23 protein-coding genes and 1 pseudogene are annotated in these 21630 nt (G+C 54.7%); 10 read left to right on the forward strand and 14 right to left on the reverse strand.

The features are described from left to right. Positions 1 to 61: 61 nt before the first annotated feature. The 10 genes and pseudogenes from ACTQ52_RS09430 (at position 62) to lexA (ending at position 9184) form a co-directional block, all read left to right on the forward strand. The gene (locus ACTQ52_RS09430) at positions 62 to 2653 is read left to right on the forward strand and encodes a C40 family peptidase (protein WP_441982470.1); all 2592 of its coding nucleotides are present in this window, start codon (positions 62 to 64) and stop codon (positions 2651 to 2653) included. Positions 2654 to 2875: 222 nt separating this feature from the next. Continuing rightward, complete coding sequence (gene rplU, locus ACTQ52_RS09435; protein WP_031553068.1) at positions 2876 to 3181, forward strand: 50S ribosomal protein L21; 306 nt, start codon at positions 2876 to 2878, stop codon at positions 3179 to 3181. A 25-nt stretch (positions 3182 to 3206) separates the two neighbouring features. Then, positions 3207 to 3470 (forward strand): 50S ribosomal protein L27, encoded by a 264-nt coding sequence (rpmA, locus tag ACTQ52_RS09440; RefSeq protein ID WP_410043594.1) that lies wholly within the window; start codon positions 3207 to 3209, stop codon positions 3468 to 3470. A 354-nt stretch (positions 3471 to 3824) separates the two neighbouring features. Then, a complete protein-coding gene (obgE, locus tag ACTQ52_RS09445) occupies positions 3825 to 5246 on the forward strand; it encodes a GTPase ObgE (protein ID WP_441982471.1) in 1422 nt (473 codons plus the stop codon). A gap of 14 nt (positions 5247 to 5260) precedes the next feature. Beyond that, positions 5261 to 5554: pseudogene (locus tag ACTQ52_RS09450) on the forward strand (YhbY family RNA-binding protein); the annotation flags it as partial. Between the two features lie 283 nt (positions 5555 to 5837). Further along, positions 5838 to 6458, forward strand: a complete 621-nt coding sequence (nadD, locus tag ACTQ52_RS09455) for a nicotinate-nucleotide adenylyltransferase (protein ID WP_441982472.1) — start codon at positions 5838 to 5840, stop codon at positions 6456 to 6458. 104 nt (positions 6459 to 6562) lie between these two features. Beyond that, entirely contained in the window at positions 6563 to 7198 is a 636-nt protein-coding gene (gene yqeK, locus ACTQ52_RS09460; RefSeq protein WP_441982473.1) for a bis(5'-nucleosyl)-tetraphosphatase (symmetrical) YqeK, read from the forward strand. A 112-nt stretch (positions 7199 to 7310) separates the two neighbouring features. After that, positions 7311 to 7664: a ribosome silencing factor gene (rsfS, locus tag ACTQ52_RS09465; protein WP_410043590.1), complete on the forward strand. Its 354-nt coding sequence runs from the start codon at positions 7311 to 7313 to the stop codon at positions 7662 to 7664. Beyond that, a complete protein-coding gene (locus ACTQ52_RS09470; RefSeq protein WP_441982474.1) occupies positions 7661 to 8395 on the forward strand; it encodes a DUF554 domain-containing protein in 735 nt (244 codons plus the stop codon). Before rsfS ends, ACTQ52_RS09470 begins: the two co-directional genes overlap by 4 nt. Positions 8396 to 8488: 93 nt before the next feature. Further along, positions 8489 to 9184 (forward strand): transcriptional repressor LexA, encoded by a 696-nt coding sequence (lexA, locus tag ACTQ52_RS09475; RefSeq protein ID WP_410043588.1) that lies wholly within the window; start codon positions 8489 to 8491, stop codon positions 9182 to 9184. A gap of 148 nt (positions 9185 to 9332) precedes the next feature. Here the strand turns inward: lexA and ACTQ52_RS09480 are convergent, their stop codons facing one another. The 14 genes from ACTQ52_RS09480 to ACTQ52_RS09545 all read right to left on the reverse strand — a co-directional run bounded on the left by ACTQ52_RS09480 (position 9333) and on the right by ACTQ52_RS09545 (position 21623). Continuing rightward, positions 9333 to 10412, reverse strand: a complete 1080-nt coding sequence (locus tag ACTQ52_RS09480) for a tyrosine-type recombinase/integrase (RefSeq protein ID WP_441227036.1) — start codon at positions 10410 to 10412, stop codon at positions 9333 to 9335. A 606-nt stretch (positions 10413 to 11018) separates the two neighbouring features. Continuing rightward, positions 11019 to 12470, reverse strand: a complete 1452-nt coding sequence (locus tag ACTQ52_RS09485) for a TrkH family potassium uptake protein (protein ID WP_410043586.1) — start codon at positions 12468 to 12470, stop codon at positions 11019 to 11021. Between the two features lie 13 nt (positions 12471 to 12483). Further along, positions 12484 to 13845 carry a Trk system potassium transporter TrkA gene (gene trkA, locus ACTQ52_RS09490; RefSeq protein ID WP_441226218.1) on the reverse strand — a complete coding sequence of 454 codons (1362 nt, stop codon included), beginning with the start codon at positions 13843 to 13845 and terminating at the stop codon, positions 12484 to 12486. Between the two features lie 92 nt (positions 13846 to 13937). Beyond that, complete coding sequence (locus ACTQ52_RS09495) at positions 13938 to 14510, reverse strand: Holliday junction resolvase RecU (RefSeq protein WP_410043584.1); 573 nt, start codon at positions 14508 to 14510, stop codon at positions 13938 to 13940. Continuing rightward, a complete protein-coding gene (gene trpS / locus ACTQ52_RS09500) occupies positions 14510 to 15664 on the reverse strand; it encodes a tryptophan--tRNA ligase (protein ID WP_410043583.1) in 1155 nt (384 codons plus the stop codon). The genes ACTQ52_RS09495 and trpS overlap by 1 nt, the downstream gene beginning before the upstream one ends. Positions 15665 to 15708: 44 nt before the next feature. Next, the gene (locus ACTQ52_RS09505) at positions 15709 to 16134 is read right to left on the reverse strand and encodes a YraN family protein (protein ID WP_410043582.1); all 426 of its coding nucleotides are present in this window, start codon (positions 16132 to 16134) and stop codon (positions 15709 to 15711) included. Positions 16135 to 16247: 113 nt separating this feature from the next. After that, positions 16248 to 16916, reverse strand: a complete 669-nt coding sequence (locus tag ACTQ52_RS09510; RefSeq protein ID WP_441982475.1) for a ribonuclease HII — start codon at positions 16914 to 16916, stop codon at positions 16248 to 16250. 107 nt (positions 16917 to 17023) lie between these two features. Continuing rightward, positions 17024 to 17926 carry a ribosome biogenesis GTPase YlqF gene (gene ylqF, locus ACTQ52_RS09515; RefSeq protein ID WP_441226221.1) on the reverse strand — a complete coding sequence of 301 codons (903 nt, stop codon included), beginning with the start codon at positions 17924 to 17926 and terminating at the stop codon, positions 17024 to 17026. A gap of 123 nt (positions 17927 to 18049) precedes the next feature. Further along, positions 18050 to 18577 carry a signal peptidase I gene (lepB, locus tag ACTQ52_RS09520; protein WP_410043580.1) on the reverse strand — a complete coding sequence of 176 codons (528 nt, stop codon included), beginning with the start codon at positions 18575 to 18577 and terminating at the stop codon, positions 18050 to 18052. 275 nt (positions 18578 to 18852) lie between these two features. Next, entirely contained in the window at positions 18853 to 19200 is a 348-nt protein-coding gene (gene rplS, locus ACTQ52_RS09525) for a 50S ribosomal protein L19 (protein WP_410043579.1), read from the reverse strand. A 271-nt stretch (positions 19201 to 19471) separates the two neighbouring features. Continuing rightward, positions 19472 to 19840, reverse strand: coding sequence for a CAP domain-containing protein (locus ACTQ52_RS09530; protein ID WP_410043578.1), 369 nt, complete (start codon positions 19838 to 19840; stop codon positions 19472 to 19474). Positions 19841 to 19939: 99 nt separating this feature from the next. Continuing rightward, complete coding sequence (gene trmD, locus ACTQ52_RS09535) at positions 19940 to 20692, reverse strand: tRNA (guanosine(37)-N1)-methyltransferase TrmD (RefSeq protein ID WP_441982476.1); 753 nt, start codon at positions 20690 to 20692, stop codon at positions 19940 to 19942. Between the two features lie 146 nt (positions 20693 to 20838). After that, positions 20839 to 21363 carry a ribosome maturation factor RimM gene (gene rimM / locus ACTQ52_RS09540; protein WP_441226223.1) on the reverse strand — a complete coding sequence of 175 codons (525 nt, stop codon included), beginning with the start codon at positions 21361 to 21363 and terminating at the stop codon, positions 20839 to 20841. 32 nt (positions 21364 to 21395) lie between these two features. Beyond that, positions 21396 to 21623, reverse strand: a complete 228-nt coding sequence (locus ACTQ52_RS09545; protein ID WP_410043575.1) for a KH domain-containing protein — start codon at positions 21621 to 21623, stop codon at positions 21396 to 21398. Positions 21624 to 21630 lie beyond the last annotated feature (7 nt).

Genomic DNA, 21630 nt, shown 5'->3' on the forward strand with positions numbered 1-21630 from the left:
TTCGCTGAAATTCAAGAAAAATTAAAATTTTCGGGCGCTGGGCTGTGCTATGATGAAGCCTATGAAAATTAAAGATTCCCATTTACATATGAATAAAAAGCAGACGGCAGCCACAGCAGTTTTACTGGCTGCCGGTCTTGTTGTGTCCATCGCGGCGCAGCACTACGGCGCTGCACCGGCAGAGACGGCGGCTGCAGAAACAGAGGCCGAGACTGTCGTCGAGGAGGAAACATTGGCCACCCTCAGCGAGCTGCCGAAGGCGAACGGCCTCAATTTCGGTGGGCTGCGCTCCTCCCTCGCGAATCTCATGGACAGCGAGAGCGCGTCGCAGTTCCAGCCGGCGCCGGATAAGCTGAACCTCGCGTACTTCTACCGCGACGGCGCGGATACCAGCGATACCATCCACAGCTACGCCGGTGAGGTGTACCAGAAGCTGATGACGGCGGATAACGAGTACCTGGCGAAGATCTACGATGAGGCGGGCGTTTCGCCACTCAATCTCGCGAAGCGCCTCGGCGTGAGCTCAAGCCGCGTCATGGGTAAGTATAACCCGAACGCCGGCGGGCAGGATCCGAATGATGCCTCGACCTGGTACATCCCGAACTTTAAAAATGTCAATGTCTCCTTCTACAACGCAGATGGCGAGCAGGTGAACGAGTACTCGAACGTCAAGGACATCATGGCGATGGCGTCCGTTTACGGCTATGCGCACAACTACCTCGACGTCGATACCTTCGAGAAGTACTGTGAGGAGCTGTACAGCAAGTCCAGAAGCTACACGATCAGCATCGGCAAGGTCTACTACGACAGCGGCTGTATCAACCGGACGGCGAAGGAAGAGGCGGATGATGCGAAGAAGGTCGAGGAGGCACTGGCTGCGCTGAAGCTGCAGCTTCAGGCGGCGACGAACCGGAGCGAGGGACTCCTCACGCAGGACGCACTGTCCGCGGGCAGCGCGGCGATTTCCGCTGAGAACCAGCAGGTACTGAATCTGACGGGTGACAGCACCACGACGACGGCGGAGATGAAGAACTATGAAACCCAGACCGACGCCGAGGGCAATGCCGGCGGCAAGGGGATCATCTTTCACTCGGATGGCAGCGGCAGCGGAAGCGCAGGCAGCCAGAGTGCAGTGACGAGTGTGCCGGAGAGTGCGGCGGCCTCGACGGAAGCCCAGACGCAGGCAGTCGCACAGACGGCAGCACCGGCACAGACTGCTGCACCGACCCAGTCCCAGACCCAGGCGGCAGCCGCACAGACGCAGGCCGCGTCCGGCAACAGTGGCATGCTGGTGCTCGGGGCGATGAAGCCGGTGAAGAAGATGTCGACGCGCAGCACACAGGCCGCGCAGGAGACCCTGGCGTCGCTGAACGGCGTTCACTATGGTGCGCCGGGCAGCTATGGTACGGCGAGGGAGTATGCGGAGGCGCAGAAAAACGCGCGTGCAGCAGCTTCCCTGACCAGCAGCATGCTGGTCTTCGGAGACAGTGATACTGCAGCCGCGAGTGCGGTGCCGGAGACAGCAGCGGTTTCGACCGAAGCGAGTGAGACGCAGGCTGCCGTTTCTCAGACGACACCGACGAGTACCGAGGATACGACGTACGAGACGGACGAGAACGGGCAGAAAAAGAAGCGCTATGCGGGTTACGAAGCCGGCAAGGGCATCGATGAGGTGAATAAGCAGGCGACAACCGCAGCGGACGCGAACAGCAGTGTGGGTGGTGACGTTCAGTCGACGACTGCATTGGCCGACAGCGCGCAGACCGTGATTGGTACCTTCACGGGGGAGCAGCTCAAGAACATGGACGAGAATACGCTTCGCCAGCTTGTGCAGCAGAGCCTCGCAGCCGAAGAGGAGAAGCAGAGCGCGAACACGGAGACCGATGTCAAAAGCAAGAACTACTGTCCGGGGCATGTGGACCTCTATGTGAAGGTGACGATCTACGGCTTCGAGGATGCGAAGGGCCTCCGCACGGTGGCGCTCTCGGCGGATGATCAGGACGAAAACGAGGCGACGAAGAGCCTCGATGCAGCGCTCGCGCGGAATGGCTGGAATGGCTGGACCGAGGAGCAGATGGGCTATGTGCAGAAGCTGATTTCGCAGGACTGGTTCAAGACCTATGGTCTCTCGATCTCGACCATCAATCCGAAGCAGCCGCTGACAGAGGAGGAGATCTCGAAGTACCTGTCCTCGCTGCCGGACGATATTTCAGAGGCGCGGAAGGCGGTTATCAAATTTGCGCTTTCATCGGTCGGCAAGATCCCGTATTACTGGGGCGGAAAGGCGAGTGCGGCGAGCTATGAGAAGAACGGCTTCGGTCGTGTCATCGAGGCGGACTATAAGGGACGTGTGCTGCGGGGGCTCGACTGCTCCGGCTGGGTACAGTGGGTCTACTGGTCGGCGATCGGGAAAAGGTTGAATGGTGCGAGCAGTACGGCGACGCTCATCGGTGAGGGACAGAAGATCCGGCGATCGGAGTTGCAGCCGGGCGATATCATCGTTCGTGTCGGCGCGGACTCGCATGTCGTGATGTTCCTGCAGTGGGCCGGCAACGGAAACATGATCGTTATCCATGAGAACTCCGGCGCGAATAACGTGTCGGTGAGTGAGGTGACGGCGAACTATCCGTACTATCGGAAACTGATCGAATAAGGCCCGGAGGTCGTAACCGTTCAGATGATGGGGCCCTCCGGGTCCCCTCCCTGTCGTCTGAACTGTTACGGAGGGTCGAATCCTGTGAAATAAATTTTGCAAAACTTATTGACAAATCGAGTATGGAAGAGTAATTTATATGAGTATGCCGCGTGGCGAGGTAGAAGTGTGTGAAAACACCACCGAAGCCAGCGAGTAATGATAAAAAGGAGGACCCTCGTAATGTATGCAGTAATCCTTACAGGTGGAAAGCAGTACAAGGTAAGCGAAGGCGATATCATTAGAGTTGAGAAGCTTGATGTAAAGGAAGGCGACAAGGTTACTTTCGATCAGGTGCTTGTTCTTAATGATGGCGCTATGAAGATCGGTACACCGGTCGTTGATGGTGCTAAGGTATCTGCCACTGTAACTAAGAATGGCAAGGCCAAGAAGGTAATCGTTTACAAGTACAAGAGAAAGTCTGGATACCATAAGAAGAATGGTCACAGACAGCTCTTTACAGAAGTAAAGATCGATTCTATCGGCTAATCAGTTTGTTTTTTGGAGGATAATCATGGCTCATCATAAAGGTATGGGCTCTACCAAGAATGGTAGAGATTCGGAGTCCAAGAGACTTGGACAGAAGAGAGCAGATGGTCAGTTCGTAAAGGCTGGCAATGTTCTTTACAAGCAGAACGGAACAAGAATTCACCCGGGTCTTAATGTAGGTCTCGGCAATGACTACACTCTTTTTGCAAAGGTTGATGGCGTCGTTAAGTTCGGCCGCCTCGGCAGAGACAAGAAGCAGGTTTCCGTTATGCCAGTGGATGCTGAGTAATTTACTGAGCGCTTCTACAAGAATCAAACCCTGTACTGAATCTTCAGTACAGGGTTTTTGCTACCTATATTATGTTCCGTACGAAGCCGAACATGGTGGGCACTGCTCACTTAGTTCAAAGTACAGAACCTGCTTTATGGTTCGCGTCTGTCATAGCAGCAAGCTGTATGTCAGAACACGTACCATAAAGCAGAACCTGTTCTTTGAATGCGTAAGCTAGTGCCCGCCATGCTTCGGCTTCTGTTTTGTGAATACATAGTATATAATGTATCTGTTATATTAATGGCTCTCCGGTTGTTAGCGACGGCTTCTGTAGCTGGCGCTAGGATACAGTCGGGAAAGGAGAAAGATTCTATGTTTGCAGATATTGCAAAGGTTTTCATCAAGAGTGGTAAGGGCGGAAATGGTCATGTGTCGTTCCGTCGTGAGCTGTACGTGCCGGCGGGTGGTCCGGATGGCGGTGATGGCGGTAAGGGCGGTGATATCATCGTCGAGGTGGATAAGGGGCTGAATACGCTCGAGGATTTCCGTAATCGTCAGAAGTATATCGCGACGCCGGGTGAAGAAGGCGGCGGAAAGCGTATGCATGGTAAGAATGGTCAGGATCTGGTGATCCGTGTTCCGGAGGGAACGATCATTCGTGATTTCGAGACGAAGAAGATCATCGCGGATATGTCCGGCGAGAACCAGCGTATGGTTCTGCTGAAGGGCGGTAAGGGCGGTCTCGGTAATATGCATTTCGCGACACCGGCCATGCAGGCACCGAAGTTCGCGCAGCCGGGTCAGGATTCCCGTGAGCTCTGGGTACAGATGGAGCTTCGTGTAATCGCGGATGTCGGTCTCGTCGGTCTTCCGAACGTGGGTAAGTCGACGATTCTTTCGATGTGCAGTAATGCGCGTCCGGAGATCGCGAACTATCACTTCACGACGCTGACGCCGCATCTCGGTGTGGTCGGTTTGAAGGGTGATCGCAGCTTCGTCATGGCGGACATTCCGGGTCTCATCGAGGGTGCCTCGGAGGGGGTCGGCCTCGGTCACGAGTTCCTGCGTCATATCGAGCGTTGTAAGGTGCTGATCCACGTGGTCGATGCTTCCGGCTCGGAGGGCAGAGATCCGGTCGAGGATATTCGGACGATCAATGATGAGATCGCGAAGTATGATCCGCGGATTCTCCAGAAGCCGATGATCATCGCATGCAATAAGACGGATCTCATCATCGATGAGCAGGGGACGGACTGTGCACTCACGCGCATCAAGGAGATCTACGAGCCACAGGGCGTGAAGGTCTTTGCAATTTCTGCAGCGACGAATACTGGTCTTCGCGATCTGCTCGAGGCCGCCTGGACCTATGTCGAGGCAGCGGGTGCGGAGAAGACGGAGGTCTATGAGAGCGAGGTCGATCTCGAGACGCTCGGTCATAAGGAGCAGCTCGCCATCGAGTTCAAGAAGCTGAATGCGGATACCTACTCCGTCGAGGGTCCGAAGATCGAGAAGATGCTCGGCTATACGAACCTGCAGGCAGAGAAGGGCTTCGAGTTCTTCCAGCAGTTCCTGGTGGATCAGGGCATCATCCGGAAGCTGAAGAAGATGGGCATCCAGGAGGGCGATACCATCAAGATCTATGGTCATACCTTCGAGTTCTATGATACCGATGCGTATGAGGAGGGCGACCTCCAGTCGGCCATCGATCTGGCCTTCCCGAAGCGACATGCGGAGAAGGGTGACGAGGTCGAGGACGAAGGTATTGGCTACGACGAGGGTAACGAGGACGACTAACACAGGAGAATAAAATGAAGAAATATATCAGAGACAGTAAGATGCGTTCCCAGCTGAAGGGCGCAGCCATGACCATCGAGCCGGTGCTTTCCATCGGTAAGAACAGCCTGACACCGGAGTTTATCGATGCGGTTCGTGAGAACATCGTGAAGAACGAGCTCATCAAGATCAATATTCTGAAGAACTGCGATGATGATGCGAACGAGATCGCCTATACACTTGCGGGACGTACACAGTCCGAGGTGGTACAGGTGATCGGTCGGAAGATCGTGCTGTATAAGCCGAATCCGGATTTCAAGAAGCGGAAGTACGAGACCTCGAAGGCAGAGCTCGAGAAGCAGACGAAGGGTACGAAGCGTCCCGGTCACAAGCAGGAGATCGCGGATGCGAAGAATGCAGCGAGATCTGGCGGTTTCAGTCTTCGTTTCGTCGAGGAAGACGACGAGGAGTTCGATAACGAGTTTGACGGCGAGTGATCGCCGTGAGGATGCATCTGCGGACGCGGGTGCGTACGACGGGACAGACTGCACAGATGGTTTATGCGGTGCAGCTGGATTTCAGTCCAGGTGCGGATAGAAAGTGAGGCAGGCGATGGAGAAGGAGAACAGGAAACGCGTGGGGATCATGGGCGGGACCTTCGACCCGATCCATCACGCGCATATCGCGCTTGCGGAGTGTGCGAAGGCTCAGCTCTCGCTCGATGAGGTCTGGTTTATGCCGGCCGGGGATCCGTACCTGAAGCACAGCCGGAAGGTAAGTCCGGCCGCCGATCGTGCGGCGATGACGGCGCTCGCCATCGAGGGTCATCCGGGCTTCCGCCTGTCGCGGCTCGAGATGGAACGGAGCGGTGAAACCTACACGTCAGAGACATTGACCATACTGCATGCGCGGTATCCGGACGTACACTTCTACTTCATCGTCGGCTCGGACTCCCTCTACCAGCTCGAGCGCTGGCATGCGCCGGAGACGATCCTGCGTCTTGCAACGCTGGTGGCGGCGGAGCGGGAGTATGCGGACCGGCCGCGGAGCTTCGGGGCTCAGGTGCGTTATCTCGAGGAGTGCTATGGCGCGGATGTCGCGGTGCTTCCGTTCGAGGAGATGGATATCTCGAGTACGGAGATCCGGGAGCGGGCGGCGCGCGGCGAGGACATCACCGCGCTCGTGCCGGCGGCCGTCGCTACGTACATCGAGGCGCATCAGCTGTATCGCTGAAGTTCAGTGCAGAGCGCTGCCCGGAGGGGCCGGCAATGGAGGCACAGTACTCCGAGACCGGTTCCTCCGGGGCAGCTGAAAGAACATTTACGAAAAGGAGCACTATGGGAAATCATATAGCTACGGGGAACGGAAAGACCGATCTGGAGAACATCCTGGAGATCCGTGCGAAGCTGCAGACGATGCTGAAGCCGGCGCGCTATGAGCATTCGCTGAGTGTGAGCTTCACCTGTATCTGCCTCGCGATGCGCTATGGCGTGGATCTCCATCAGGCGGAGCTTGCGGGGCTCGTGCATGACTGTGCGAAGCAGTTTTCGAACGAGGAGCTCCTGAAGGCGTGCGCGCAGGACGGCGTGGCGCTGACGGAGGATATGCTGCGGGCACCGCAGGTGATTCACAGCGTCTACGGCGCCACGTACGCCCGTACCTGCTTCGGGATCGAGGATCCGGAGATTCTGTCCGCCATTTACTTCCACACGCTTGGAAAGCCGGATATGAGCCTTCTGGAGGCCATCGTGTTTACGGCAGACTACATCGAGGCGCGGCGGGATAAGGCGGCACGGCTCCCGGAGATCCGGCAGCTCGCATTTACTGACCTCGAGCGAGCGGTGTATGAGATCAATCACGATACGATCCACTACCTCGAGGCATCCGGCGGCTACATCTGTAAGGATTCGTACGATACCTATCAGTACTACCGCACACGGATGCAGGAGAGAGGCCTGACGGTCTCGGATTGATGTGCTGACAGCCTGAGGCTTCGTACAGTGGCGAGGCTTCGTAAGCCGAAGCGGCACCCGGGTAGCCGCCGGCATCTACAGACATTGAAAACCTTAGAAAAAGGAGAACGAAATGAGTAATTCAAAGGATATGGTAAAGGTAGTCTACGCTGCACTCGAGGAGAAGCAGGGCAAGGATATCTCCATCATGGACATCGGCGGCGTGTCGGTCATCGCGGATTATTTCGTGATCGCGACCGCGGACAATATCCGTCAGGTGGATGCACTCTGCGACGAGGTCGAGGATAAGATGGCACAGCACGGCTACGAGCTTCGCCGCCGTGAGGGTGTGACCAACAGCGGCTGGATCCTCCTCGACTACAACGACATCATCGTGCACATCTTCGATAAGGAGCAGCGTCTCTTCTACGACCTCGAGCGCATCTGGTCGGATGGAAAGAAGATCGTATCAGTGGAGGAGCTGTGACCTTGCCTACAGGAATCATCATCAATGTACTATCGGTTGCGATCGGAGGACTCGTCGGCACGCTGGTCGGCCATAAGCTGAGCCTCGATTTCAAGGAAAATCTGAATATGATCTTCGGCGTCTGTGCCATGACGATGGGCATCAGCAGCATCGTGCTTATGGAAAATATGCCGGCGGTCATCTTCGCCGTGGTGGTCGGCACGGCGATCGGTCTCGCGATTCATTTCGGTGCGCTCATCGCGAAGGGATGCGCCGTGATGGAGGGCGTGGTTTCGAAGGTCCTGCCGAAAAAGGAGTCCGCGATCAGTGAGGAGGAGTTCCGCTCGACGCTGATCACGATCATCGTGCTGTTCTGTGCGAGCGGCACCGGCATCTATGGGTCGATCGTGGCCGGCATGACCGGCGATCAGACGATCCTCATCGCGAAGTCCATCCTCGATATCTTTACGGCGATGATTTTCGCCTGTCTCCTCGGTCCGGTCGTGTCCTTCATCGCGCTTCCGCAGTTCGTGATTTTCATGCTGCTGTACGCACTCGCCGGCGTGATCTATCCGCTGACGACCCCGGCGATGATCGGTGACTTCAAGGCCTGCGGCGGCATCCTGCTCCTTGCGACTGGCTTCCGCATGATCAAGGTGAAGATGTTCCCGACCGCGGATATGATTCCGGCGATGGTCCTCGTGATGCCGATCAGCTGGTTCTGGGTCAATGTCATCATGCCGATTCTCTGATGGCATTTCTGAGTACAGATGTTTATGTTTGTCTTGCAATGAACGCCTGTTCGTGGTATTATGGAAATAACATAAAATGAAAAGGAGTATACCATGGGCAGACATAAGAAGCAGCCAGATCCGAATCATATGACGCCGAAGCAGCAGGCCGTGTTTGACTACATCAAGCAGTGCGTGCTGGAGCGGAACTACCCGCCATCCGTGCGTGATATCTGCGCGGCCGTCGGACTCAAGTCTACATCCAGTGTATTTACGTATATTAACGACCTCGAGACGATGGGCCTCATCAAGAAGGACCCGGCGCATCCTCGTGCGCTGATGATCACGGAGAAGGAGTTCCGTCAGGATACGATGCGTGATTCCTTCGCGGAGCGTGCCGCGAGTGCGACGGTGACCTCTTCTGAGCGGGAGATCGCAGAGATTCCGCTGGTCGGTACGGTAGCTGCCGGTCTACCGCTGCTTGCGGAGGAGAACATCACGGATTACTATCCGATGCCGGTCGATATGCTGCCGAACAAGAAGGTCTTCATGCTCACCGTGAAGGGTGATTCCATGATCAACTGTGGTATCCTCAGCGGTGACCGTGTGATCGTGGAGCAGCAGAACACCTGCGAGAACGGCGAGATCATCGTCGCGCTGGTCGACGACAGTGCGACCGTGAAGCGCTTCTATAAGGAAAAGGACCACATCCGTCTCCAGCCGGAAAACGACAGCATGGATCCGATCATCGTTCCGGACTGCCAGATCCTCGGAAAGGTCATCGGCCTCGTGCGACTCGGCATGAAGTGAATATGAATTTTAAAGTGGCAGACTCCATCACGGAGCCTGCCACTTTTTGTTGCCGTTCGCTTGCGATAGGGTCTGACCCCATTAAATTTTTATAAACAGAATCTAAACGGAAGTTCATGGGGTCTGACCCCGTTAAATTTTTATAAACTCACTCGTCATCCGAGCGCAGATGGACCTTGTTGCGGGCACTGCGTCGACGCTCATCCTCGAGCGCGGCGTAGTGCTTTTTCGTGGTGTTGACATCGTTATGGCCGAGTACATCCGCCACGAGGTAGATATCGCCGGTTTCCTTATAGAGGTTTGTGCCATAGGTGGAGCGCAGCTTATGAGGGGTGATATGCTTCGTCGGTGTGACGGTTTTTGCATATTTCTTCACCATGTACTGGACGGAGCGGACACTCATGCGCTGCATACGGAGGGAGAGGAAGAGGGCGTCCTCATGGCCTGGCGCCGTGGCCTGGTGCTTCCGCCACTCGACATACGGGCGGAGTGCATTCTCGACCTCGTCACCGAAATAGACCGTAACTTCCTTGCCGCCCTTACGATGGATGTGAATGCCGTCGTTGTTGAAGTCGACGTCGTTCATATTGAGGCCCACGCACTCCGATACACGGATGCCGGTACCGAGCATGAGCGTCATCATAGCTTCATCCCGAAGCTCCGTCTTATCGTGGAAGACCTGCTGCTGGGGGGTCAGCTTTTCGCCGTTCTCGACTTCGTCAAGAAGGTCCGCTACCTCATTTGCATCGAGACGGATGATGTCTTTTTCCTTTAATTTCGGCATCTGCAGGAGATCCGCCGGATTCGTCTTGATCAGCCGGTCTCTGTATAAATACCGGTAAAAGGTTCGGATCGACGCGACCTTGCGCTTGATCGAGGTTCTCGAGTTGATGACTTCCTTTTCGATTTTATTGCCATGTTTATCTTCAGAAACATCCGTTCTATATTTGATATACTCGAGATAATCCTCGAGATCCGTGACGCTAAGCTTATCAAGGTCCTCCAGCTGGAAATCACGCGGAGAGTAGTCCTTATAGAGCGGGTTTTCATGGATAAGAAACTGGAAGAATATCTTCAGATCACGGGCATAGGCGATGCGGGTACGTGAGCTCGTCGTCGTTTCGATGCCGCGGAAATACATCGTGCAGAAATATGGAAGCTCATCGAGCAGTTCACGAAGCTTTTTTGTATTGTCACGGTCGATCTGTTCATAGTATTTTAAAGCCATAAGAAACACCTTCTGTATCATTCATAAGTGCGTGCATGTCTGCATCTGCAGATCGCGTTCATGCATCGCGCGAAGAAATAAATATCCACCGGATATATTGTAAATGCTTGACTACAGACATGATAAATAGAATATATATATTTATATATTCAGGGGCAGCGGGCCGGAATACGGGCATCCGTGAAGCAGAGCACCCGGACACTTCGCAATCCGAATTATTGCGCATAACCATAGTTTAACGCAATATTGTGCTAAAATCAAACGTTATTCACGGAATCACCATAAATTTGCTCGACACATGCCGTTTAATCATCACTCTTTAGTTTACAAAGGCTGACTTATACTTCAACTTTAGATTCTGTTTATAAAAATTTAACGGGGTCAGACCCCATGAACTTCCGTTTAGATTCTGTTTATAAAAATTTAATGGGGTCAGACCCTATTACGAAATTCTTAAGATAAATGAGTGGTCTCTCGAAAAAAAGAAGGATGCGCGATGCATCCTTCTTTCAAAATATAACGTATCATGAAGCATGTTGTCGATGGCGTACATGCCAACGGATCTGCTTCGCCTTCCACCGGGTTTCCCAGCTGGATGCCGAAGCATCAGTTCGACTTCCGCCAGGTTCTCGGCAGGAATAAAAGCAGCATCGGGAGGATCTCCAGTCTTCCGGCGAGCATATCGAAGGTCAGGACGATTTTACTGAAATCGGAATATGCGCTGAAATTACAGGTTGGACCTACGGCTGCGAGGCCCGGTCCGATGTTGTTGAAGGTCGCAGCTACGGCGGAGAAATTCGTCGTGAAGTCGAAATCATCTGCCCATGCGATCAGGAACACGGAGACCATGTAGATCACCACGTACATGATGAGGTAACAGTTGACGGAACGCACGACGCTGTGCTCGAGGCTCTTATGCTCGAGGCGGATGTGCTTGACGGCCTCCGGGTGTACCAGTACGAGAAGCTCCTTTCCAATCTCCTTCACCATGATGATGAGTCGGGAAATCTTGAAGCCACCGCCGGTGGAGCCTGCGCAGGCACCGGTAAACATCAGGAACAGGAGGAGCATCTGGCTCGCCTGCGGCCAGGTCGCGAAATCGAGGGTCGCGTAACCGGTGGTCGTGATGATCGCGCCGACTGTGAAGAAGCTGTGATGCAGTGCATACAGGAAGTCACCGCCGTACATCTTCACGATGTTGAACGCGAAGAAAAAGGTACTGAAAGCGACGATGCCGAGGTAGACACGCGCTTCCTCACACTGGAACGCATCGTGAAACTTCCGCTTCTGCATCAGGTAGTAGACATTGAAGTTCACACCGAACATGATCATCGACACGGCGATCAGGAACTGGCTCAGCATGCTGTAGTCGGCCATACCGGAGTTACGGACGGCGAATCCACCCGTGCCGGCGCTGCCGAAGGCGATACAGATCGAGTCATAGATGCTCATGCCGCTCAGGAGGAAAAGGATGATCCAGAAGAGGGTCAATGCAGCATAAATCTTATACAGTGCCTTCGCGGTATCTGCAACACGCGGCACAATCTTGCTGACATCCGGTCCCGGGGACTCGGCCTTCATGATCATCATATTGTAGCCGCCGCCGAGCGGAAGGATCGTCAGAACCAAGACGAGAACGCCCATGCCGCCGACCCAGTGGCTGAAGGAACGCCAGAAAAGCAGTCCCTTGCCAAGGTGCTCGACCTCCGCAAGAATCGAGGCACCGGTCGTCGTAAAGCCGGATACGATCTCGAAGACCGCATCGATGTAGGACGGAATCGTGCCGGTCAGATAAAACGGCAATGCGCCGATCAGCGACATTACGATCCAGCTCAGTGCACAGATGACGAAGCCCTCACGCGCATAATAGTCGGTACGCTTCGGCCCCTTTATGGTGGCCAGGGTACCGATGACGAGCGCTAGCACGGCGGAAACCGCCAGGGCCTGTACAGCCCAGAATTCCTGATAGATCAGTGCACAGATGATCGGCAGGATCATGATGACGACTTCCAGCTTCAGCACCCATCCGAGCACGTAAATAATCATACTAAAGTTCATTACCGAACGCTCCTTATGCGAGAATATCCTTGAGATCGTTGAAACCGGTATTCGTGGTGATCACGATGACGCTGTCGCCCGGCAGCATGAAGTCGGAGCCGCGCGGCGTGATGATCTGGTTTTCACGGACGATGGCCGCGATCAGAACGTTCTTCTTAAATGTCAGATCCGCGAAGGTATGATTGCAGAGGGCGGGATCATTGCCCACCTTGAACTCGAGGGCCTCTGCTCTTCCATCGGCGATTTTATACAGGGTCTCGACGTTCGAACCTTCAGAGTTCTTCAGCGCACGTACATACTGTACGATGTGATCCGCGACGATCTGCTTCGGGTAGATGACAGAGCCGAGGTTCATCTCAGAGGTGACGTTCTCAAAGGCGATACGGTTGATCTTCGTGATGAGACGCGCGTTGGAAAGCTTGCCTGCATAGAGAGACAGCATGATGTTCTCCTCGTCGAAGCCGGTCAGGGAACAGAAGGCGTCGGTCTTCTCGATGCCTTCGCGGATCAGAAGATCCTGGTCGGTACCGTCACCGTTGATGATGGTCGCATCAGGGAACTCGCCGGCAAGGAACTCGCAGCGGTCACGATCGTGATCGATCACCTTCAGCTTGCACTTCATATGGGAGTCGTGCATGTACTTCGCGATGTAGTAGGTGACCCTGCCGCCACCGACGATCATGCAGCTGCGGATCGGCTTATAATCGACGCCCAGCTGCTTGACGAATTCGTTGGACTGATCCGCACTCGCGATATAGCTGATGACATCGCCGTTCATGATGGCGTCGTTACCACTCGGGATGATGACCTGGTCGCCACGCTCGATCGAGCAGATCAGGACGTTGACCTTCAGAATACGCGGGATGTCATACATGCGGATACCGACGATGTTGCTGTTCTCCGGCACCTTGACGCGGATCAGGTCGATCTTGCCACGGGAGAAGCTGTCGATCTTCATGACCGACGGGAAGCGAAGCAGACGCTCGACCTCCTTTGCGGCCGCCATCTCCGGATTGATGACCATCGCGAGGTTCAGCTCATCACGGAGGTAGGTGATCTCATCCTTGTACTCCGGGTTACGGATACGCGCGATGGTGTTACAGTTACCTTCCTTCTTTGCGATCAGGCAGCACAGCATGTTGATTTCATCGGAGTTGGTTGCGGCGATGAGGACATCTGCATTCTTGACACCGGCCTCCTGCTGGATCGCCAGCATCGCGCCGTTTCCGTTGATACCCATGACATCCAGTGAATCTACCGCATGTCGAAGAACCTTCTCGTTGTTGTCGATGATCGTTACGTTATGGTTCTCCCTGTTCAGCTGACTGGCGAGAGAATATCCCACCTTACCACAGCCAACCACAATAATGTTCATAGCTCTACGCTCCTCCATCGTCTATCGAACTGATCCGTGTCGACCGGCATCCATCCTGAGGATATCCGTACGATCCACCCAGGCGGTTCGGGTCACGGGATGTCTGCACCATCCTCTTCTGCCGATCCGGCGCGGTCCCGCTCGTCGAGATCCCGCTGCAGCGGCTCCAGATAATGCACAAACATATCTTTGTGAGACCGGATCCGGTAGTTCAGATCGATCTCCTGAATATTAAAGGATTTCTTACCGCCGTTCTGCATACGGTTCCAGAAATACTGAATATCCCGGAAGGGAATGTAGTACATCTCCTTCCGGGTCGTAAATGAAAGTATGATAAAGCTGATGCCGCCCTGCTCCTCGAAGGCCTGCATGAATCGGACCTGGTGCGGATGCAGATTCTGCAGCGGCCAGAAATTCGTGGCGCATTCCTTCGCGTCGAAGCAGACCGGGATGCCCTGTACGAGGCCAATGTAGTCGACCGTGGACTTCTGATCGAAGTAGGCCAGTGTGATCTGCGTATGGTCCTCGTTCATGTTGATCGGTGTGATCGGCGTCGGAATCTTCTGCACGACCGCCAGCTTCTTCTCTAGGTAGGCCTCGTTCGTCCGGTTGATGAGCTCCTCCAGCTGTGAGCCACGGAGCCCGCGGGACTTCCAGGTGCCCATCAGTTCTTCGTATGGCTCTCGTTCAGCCAGGACTCCCAGCTCTTCACCATCGCGTCCTTATCATCGAAGTAGTTGATGCGCATCGCATCACGGCACTCGTGGAGGGTCTGGTTCGTTACCTGCACCGCATGATCCGTACCGGCCTTCAGGATGTCATAGACGTCGTTGATGTTTGTCTCCCACTTCGCACGGTTCTCACGAATCGGCTGAAGGAGATCCTCCATGACCTTGAGAAGGAACTTCTTGCACTTCATATCGCCGAGACCACCACGCTGGTAGTGCTCCTTCATCTCCTCGAGGTTCTTATAATCCGGGAGATAGTCCGCGAACTGGCTGTCATCACGCAGGAAGGCGTCGAGGTAGGTGAAGACCATATTGCCCTCGACATGACCAGGATCCGCAACGTTAATATGCGTCGGATCCGTGTACATGCTCATGACCTTCTTCTTTACGGTCGCGGCGTCATCGGACAGGAAGATACCGTTGCCGAGCGACTTCGACATCTTCGCCTTACCATCGATACCCGGGAGACGACGCTGTGCCGCATTCTCTGGAATCAGGATATCCGGCTCGACGAGGACATCGCACTTGTAGATCGTGTTGAAACGATGTGCGATCTCGCGTGCCTGCTCGATCATCGGCATCTGGTCCTCACCGGCTGGTACGGTGGTCGCCTTGAACGCTGTGATATCGGCGGTCTGCGATACCGGATAGGTGAAGAATCCGGCTGGAAGGCCGGCAACATTGTCATCCTCCGACTCGCTGCCGTTAAAGCCACGCATGAGCATCTCGGACTTGACGGTCGGGTTTCTGGACAGACGCTGGGTAGTTACGAGGTTCATATAGTAGAACGTCAGTGCGTGCAGTGCCGGGATGCCGGACTGAATGCAGATAAAGGACTTATCCGGGTCGATACCTGCGGAGAGATAATCGAGGGTGACCTCGATGATGTTATCACGTACCTTCTTCGGGTTATCCCAGTTATCGGTCAGGGCCTGATCGTCCGCGACGAGGATGTTGATCTCGTCGAACTGACCAGAGTTCTGAAGCTGTACTCTCCGCTGGAGAGAACCCACAAAGTGTCCTAAATGAAGTTTTCCGGTCGGACGATCGCCCGTCAGGATAACTTTACGCTTACAATCTTTTGCTAACATGCCTGCCTCCATAAAATGCACAAACTTATTATGAGTATAGCATACTAAAATGCGTTTTTAAACAGTAGTATCTTGTCATCGTCGATCGAGACGACGTCGAAGCGGCACTTCGTGTCGGCCTGTGAGCGCTTCGTGCAGGCGAGATAGGCTTCCGCTACCCGGCGGATCCGCTGCTGTTTCGCATGGTCTACGGCCTCGCAACCGTAGCCGTGGGCGCTGTCCTGGCGTTTCTTCACCTCGACGAAGACGAGCGTGTCGCCGTCCATCGCGATGATGTCGATCTCGTTCCGGTGAAAGCGCCAGTTTCGTGCGACGATCCGGTAGCCCGCCGTCTCGAGGTATGCTGCGGCCATGTCCTCCCCGCGGACACCGTCTGCGTGGTTGCCACGACGCGCGTCGGAGCGCTTCTGACTAGGTTTCGGATCCTCGATTTTCTCGGTGAATATTTTGGGGAGTTCTTTGAAGTACATGATGTTCCTTTAGTTTCAGGGGTCAGACCCCCTTCCGAAAGCCGAAAGGGGGTCGCAGAATTCACGCGTGGGTCAGACCCCTTGGCCTCTCGGGAATCGGTGAGCAACAGGGGTCAGACGAAATGGCCGATGAAGGAGCGACGGTGGATCGGGCATGGGCCGAGGCGTTTCAGGGCTTCGATGTGCTCCTTCGTGCCGTAGCCTTTATTACGGGCGAAGCCGTACTCCGGATACTGCGCGTCGTACGCCTCCATGAGCTGATCCCTCGTCACTTTCGCGAGGATGCTGGCGGCGGCGATGGAGACGGACTTCGCGTCGCCCTTGATGATCGACTCCTGTGGGATCTCGAGGCCTGGGATCGTGACGGCGTCGTTCAGCAGGAGACCTGGTGCGTCGGCGAGTCCTTTCGCCTGGAGCATCGCGCTCGTCTTCTGAACTGCGATGCGCATCGCTTCATAATCCGCCTGAAGGATGTTGATCTCATCAATCCGTTTCTCATCCACGATGCCGATGCCGTAGGCGATGGCTTTTTCTTGGATTTCCGGCAGCAGCGCTTCGCGGCGGAGTGCGGTCACCTTCTTCGAATCGTTGAGATAGAGGATCACGGCATCCTTCGGGAGGATGCAGCAGGCGGCCACGACTGGGCCCGCCAGCGGACCTCTGCCGGCTTCGTCGATGCCGGCGATGAAGCGGACATCGGCATGTGCGTTTTCATATTCGTGCATCGCTGCTAAACGCGCGAGCTCCTTCTCCAGACGCTCGCCCTTCAGTTCTCTCGACATGAAATTCCTCTTTCTGGTTGTTACTGGTATCGTTGTGAAATGGTGTTGGGAAAGGGGTCTGACCCCCTTCCGAAAGCCGCAAGGAGGTCACAGAATTCAGGCGTGGGTCAGACCCCTTGGCTTTCCACTGCGTCTGCTTCTGCCGTCTCCTGGCTGGCCGTGGTCGGAACGTGCTCGAGGGTGATGGCGCCGAGGCGTCCGCTGCGGAAGTCGTCGAGGATGATCTTCGCGGTTTTCGTGTAGTCGATGTTTCCACCCTTCATGATGCAGCCGCGACGGCGGCCGATCTCGTCGAAGACCTGAATCGCTTCCTCGAGGCCTTCGAGGGAGCTGCCGTAGCGCGCGATCAGTGCCTCCGGGTAATAGCGCACGAGGTATTTGATGAGGTAGAATACGAGCTCGTCAATGTTCAGGATCTGGTCGTTGATGGAGCCGATGAGGGCCAGATTCAGGCCGACGATCTCGCGCTCAAACTTCGGCCAGGTGATACCCGGGGTGTCGAGCAGCTGCAGCTTTTTATTGACATTGATCCACTGATTACCACGGGTGACGCCCGGCTTGTTTCCGGTCTTCGCCATGGACTTTCCGACATAGGAATTGATGAAGGTGGACTTGCCGACGTTCGGCACACCGAGAACCATCGCACGGATGACCGGGGTCTTGATGCCGCGCTTCAGGTTCTTCTCGACGAGCGCCTTCGTCGCCTCATCGATGAGCGGATTCAGCTTCTTCAGGCTGCCCTTGTTTCGCGCATCGATTTCGAGTGTATAGTAGCCGCGGGCGGCGAAGTAGTCTGCGAAGCGCTTCGTCTCACGACGATCCGCGAGATCCGCCTTATTGATAAGGAGGATGCGGGCCTTATCCTTCGCGAAGCTGTCGACGTCCGGATTACGGGAGGATTCCGGGCAGCGGGCGTCGATGACCTCGATGACGAGATCGACCAGCTTCAGGTCCTCACGGATGTTTCGTTTTGCTTTGGCCATATGGCCTGGATACCATTGAATCGTCATAATTCACCTGTCTTCTATACTTCTTATATGTACATTACCTTGCATCATTGGATGAAACTGATTTTCTTAAACGGCAGCAGCCGGAACCAGATGCACTTTAAGCTGCGGATGCAGTGGGCAGCATCATCGGATGAAACCGATCTTTTTAAACGGCAACAGCCGGAACCAGATGCGTCCGAGGATCTGTGAGCGTTTGACATTACCGACATTGATGAAGCGGCTGTCCTCGGAGGAGTCTGCATTGTCCCCGATCAGGAAATACTCGTCCTCCATCAGTTCGACCGGCTTCTCCGCGATACCGCCGAGGGAGATGTCGGAGATCTGATCACTCTCCAGCAGGGTACCGTCGATGTAGATGCGACCGTTCTGGATCACGACAGTCTCGCCCGGCAGTCCGATGACGCGCTTCACGTTCCGTGTCGCGTCGCTTCGCTGGAAGATGACGACATCCATACGCTTCGGCTTCATGAACTTATACGTGAGCCGATCGACCAGCACGAGATCGCTCGCGGATATCGCCGGCTCCATGCTGTGACCGGAAATCTCCTCGGTCGTCAGAAAGCTGTGCACCAGAAACCACGCAAGCGCGATCACGACGATCACGTTCGTCACCGTGCCGACAAACTTCTGAATCGGACTCTTCTCTCGCATTCTTCACCTCATAACAATATTGGGAAGCCAGGGGTGACCCCTTTCCCGCAACGATAATCCAGTCACCGACCGGATCTTCTGCCTGGCTGGCAAACTCATCCGAAGGCCGGAAAACGCCCTCCATAACCTGCCGGGAGGCCAAGGGGTCTGACCCCGTATGGGGGCAGACCCCTTCCCATAAACCATTTCATAACTGGGATTTTACCAGTAAATAAAACCATTGAAAAGGGGCATCCCGTAAAACGGAACGCCCCCCAATGATTCATCGCTTCTGATTACAGTGCCTTAACCTTGGCAGCCTTACCAGTACGCTCTCTAAGGTATGTGAGCTTTGCTCTTCTTACCTTACCTTTTCTAACGACCTCAACCTTCTCAACCATCGGGCTGTGAAGCGGCCAGGTCTTCTCTACGCCTACGCCGTTGGAAGACTTACGAACGGTGAAAGTAGTTCTGTTGGAACCACCCTGGATCTTCAGAACAGTACCCTCGAAGATCTGAGTTCTCTCACGGTTACCCTCTTTGATCTTGTTGTAAACGCGAACGGTGTCACCAGTGTTGAATGCTGGAACCTCAGCCTTGAGCTGACCCTGCTCGATGTTCTTGATAATCTCGTTATTAGACATTGTGTACCTCCTAGTACTATTCGACATTCATTCACGGAGTTTCTCGTTCGGCCCGAGCCGAATCACCTATTCCAAGCAGATGGAACCGTCAGCGGAATATCTCTCTTAGTCACAACCTTGACAATTTACCATAGATACGGAGGAATTGCAAGCGGTTTTTACCTTCCGGACGAGTCTTTTGAACGCATTTAAAATCCCATGACAGAGGCTCCATCATGGGATTTTCCGTACTTTATACGCTGTGCACTTCGCCACGCAGGCATGCTGGCATTCAGGCCATGCCAAAAATCTGAGCCCAGTAGTTCTTTCCGTTCTTATTTGCGATTCCGATGCCCATCGTGGTAAAATCCGGCTTTAAGATATTGGCCTTATGCTCAGGAGATGCCATCCATGCATTGACAACTTCATCTGCAGTGTGGTAGCCCTCCGCCAGATTCTCACCATACATAAGGTTCTCATTTACAGTGTACCATTCGGTTCCGTTTGGTCTTGTGTGAGAAAAAAATGTAGAAGCTTCGGTCGCTCTTACGAGTGCAGGCGCATCCAGATTCGTATCGTACCGAAGTGGTTTCAATCCGTTTGCAGCGCGAATTCCATTTACCCTCGTGAGAATATCCATACCCATGTTCTGTGTAGCCATACGCTTACTCCTTCCGTCCGTTTCTCTTGATCAACTTATATAAATAATTTTACCATTAATCAATCAAATGGCAATTCTTTTTCCGGAAGTAGTCAGCTACTATTCAGCACGTTTCCGGCGGCGCTTCGGCTTCTTCGGTGCGAACTCTTTCGCATGCGAGGCGACATACGCCTCATACAGATCCGGGCGGCGTTCCTTCGTGCGCTCAAGGCTCATCTGGTGGCGCCACTCATCGACCTTCTTATGATCTCCGGAGAGGAGAATCGCTGGAACGCGGCGGTCCTCGTAGACCTCCGGGCGCGTGTACTGCGGGTACTCGAGGAGGCCGTCGGAGAAGCTTTCGATCTCATGCGAGGCATCCTTATTCAGGACACCATGCACGAGACGCGAGATAGAATCGATCATGCTGAGCGCCGGCAGCTCACCGCCGGTCAGGATGTAATCACCGATCGAGACATGCTCGACGTCGAGAATCTCGAGGGCGCGTTCGTCGATGCCCTCATAGTGTCCGCAGAGGAACAGGATATCCTCTTCCGCAGCGAGCTCCTCGGCCATCCTCTGATCGAAGGTGCGTCCCTGCGGCGACATGAAGAGCACGCGGGCCGGGCGATGGCCGATCTGATCGACGATATGCTGATAGCAGTCGACGATCGGCTGCACCTGCATGAGCATGCCGGCACCGCCGCCATACGGATAGTCGTCGACGTGGTTATGCGCGTCCTTCGTATAGTCGCGGATATTGAAGGCCTCGACATTTATAAGTCCTGCCTTGATCGCACGACCGCTGATGCTCTCGCGGACGACGTTTTCGATCATCTCCGGAAAGAGGGTCATCACATAGTAGTTTTTCATTCGTCCGCCTTTCTGGGGATAAGAAATCATCGACGGACAGGAGTGTTCTGTCCGCCGAAAACCAGCCGCATAGATGGATGAAGCCGGTTCTGCAGCGGACAGCCATCTGCTGTCCGTCGGAAACTTGGCATAGCCTGGTCCAGGTATCAGAGATCGAGGATGCCCGGAATCAGATGCACTTTCAGAAATCCCTGCTCCGGCTGTACGTCCGTGATGAACTGGCCGCGTACATACGGGATCATGAGGTCCTTCTTCTGATTCTTCACGATCAGCACATTATTCGCGCCGGTCTCGAGGATGTCCTTGACGGTGCCGAGGCACTCGCCGGACACATCGTCGAGGACGTCGATGCCGATCAGATCGCCGACGAAATACTCGCCTTCCTCGAGCGGGATCGCATCGGCGCGATCCACGTACAGCTCGCCGTGGCGGAACGGGAGGACATCATCGATCGAGTCGATGCCCTCGAATTTTACGATGGCCAGGTTTTTCGAGAAGCGCACGCGCTCGACGTGGAGCTCGCGCAGGTTTTCCATAGAACCGGAAAGATCCAGCCAGACTTTATCTAAATCGAAAAATCTGTCTGGATCCTCTGTCGTAGGATAAACCTTCACCTCGCCCTTGAGGCCATGGGTGGTAACAACTGTACCAACTCTCAGTTTTTCCTGCATATTAAATCCTTATGATCCGTAATCGGATGGTCTCAGCGGATGTCTACGGAAACCTTAACGTCAGCCTTGCTGGCAGCGGCAGACATCACTGAGCGAATCGCCTTGGCGATGCGACCGGAACGACCGATGACCTTTCCCATATCCTGCTCATTTACAGAGAGGGTGAGCACGATCTCGCCGTCCTTATCTTCCTCGACGACCTTGACGTCGTCCGGATTCTGCACCAGCGCCCGGGCAATCGTTTCGAGTAATTCCTTCATGAGGTCT

This window comes from Oribacterium sp. Sow4_G1_1 (genome assembly GCF_052116105.1).
Lineage (GTDB): Bacteria > Bacillota > Clostridia > Lachnospirales > Lachnospiraceae > Oribacterium.

Bases quoted from the DNA above. Each gene is read 5' to 3' on its own strand.
- ACTQ52_RS09545 (WP_410043575.1), bottom strand. From the start codon at position 21,623: ATGAAGGAATTACTCGAAACGATTGCCCGGGCGCTGGTGCAGAATCCG.
- rpmA (WP_410043594.1), top strand. From the start codon at position 3,207: ATGGCTCATCATAAAGGTATGGGCTCTACCAAGAATGGTAGAGATTCG.
- trmD (WP_441982476.1), bottom strand. From the start codon at position 20,692: ATGAAAAACTACTATGTGATGACCCTCTTTCCGGAGATGATCGAAAAC.
- ACTQ52_RS09495 (WP_410043584.1), bottom strand. From the start codon at position 14,510: ATGGGCACCTGGAAGTCCCGCGGGCTCCGTGGCTCACAGCTGGAGGAG.
- nadD (WP_441982472.1), top strand. From the start codon at position 5,838: ATGGAGAAGGAGAACAGGAAACGCGTGGGGATCATGGGCGGGACCTTC.
- ACTQ52_RS09430 (WP_441982470.1), top strand. From the start codon at position 62: ATGAAAATTAAAGATTCCCATTTACATATGAATAAAAAGCAGACGGCA.
- ylqF (WP_441226221.1), bottom strand. From the start codon at position 17,926: ATGACGATTCAATGGTATCCAGGCCATATGGCCAAAGCAAAACGAAAC.
- rplS (WP_410043579.1), bottom strand. From the start codon at position 19,200: ATGTCTAATAACGAGATTATCAAGAACATCGAGCAGGGTCAGCTCAAG.
- rplU (WP_031553068.1), top strand. From the start codon at position 2,876: ATGTATGCAGTAATCCTTACAGGTGGAAAGCAGTACAAGGTAAGCGAA.
- ACTQ52_RS09505 (WP_410043582.1), bottom strand. From the start codon at position 16,134: ATGTACTTCAAAGAACTCCCCAAAATATTCACCGAGAAAATCGAGGAT.
- yqeK (WP_441982473.1), top strand. From the start codon at position 6,563: ATGGGAAATCATATAGCTACGGGGAACGGAAAGACCGATCTGGAGAAC.
- obgE (WP_441982471.1), top strand. From the start codon at position 3,825: ATGTTTGCAGATATTGCAAAGGTTTTCATCAAGAGTGGTAAGGGCGGA.
- ACTQ52_RS09485 (WP_410043586.1), bottom strand. From the start codon at position 12,470: ATGAACTTTAGTATGATTATTTACGTGCTCGGATGGGTGCTGAAGCTG.
- lexA (WP_410043588.1), top strand. From the start codon at position 8,489: ATGGGCAGACATAAGAAGCAGCCAGATCCGAATCATATGACGCCGAAG.
- lepB (WP_410043580.1), bottom strand. From the start codon at position 18,577: ATGCGAGAGAAGAGTCCGATTCAGAAGTTTGTCGGCACGGTGACGAAC.
- ACTQ52_RS09480 (WP_441227036.1), bottom strand. From the start codon at position 10,412: ATGGCTTTAAAATACTATGAACAGATCGACCGTGACAATACAAAAAAG.
- trpS (WP_410043583.1), bottom strand. From the start codon at position 15,664: ATGTTAGCAAAAGATTGTAAGCGTAAAGTTATCCTGACGGGCGATCGT.
- ACTQ52_RS09510 (WP_441982475.1), bottom strand. From the start codon at position 16,916: ATGTCGAGAGAACTGAAGGGCGAGCGTCTGGAGAAGGAGCTCGCGCGT.
- ACTQ52_RS09530 (WP_410043578.1), bottom strand. From the start codon at position 19,840: ATGGCTACACAGAACATGGGTATGGATATTCTCACGAGGGTAAATGGA.
- rimM (WP_441226223.1), bottom strand. From the start codon at position 21,363: ATGCAGGAAAAACTGAGAGTTGGTACAGTTGTTACCACCCATGGCCTC.
- rsfS (WP_410043590.1), top strand. From the start codon at position 7,311: ATGAGTAATTCAAAGGATATGGTAAAGGTAGTCTACGCTGCACTCGAG.
- trkA (WP_441226218.1), bottom strand. From the start codon at position 13,845: ATGAACATTATTGTGGTTGGCTGTGGTAAGGTGGGATATTCTCTCGCC.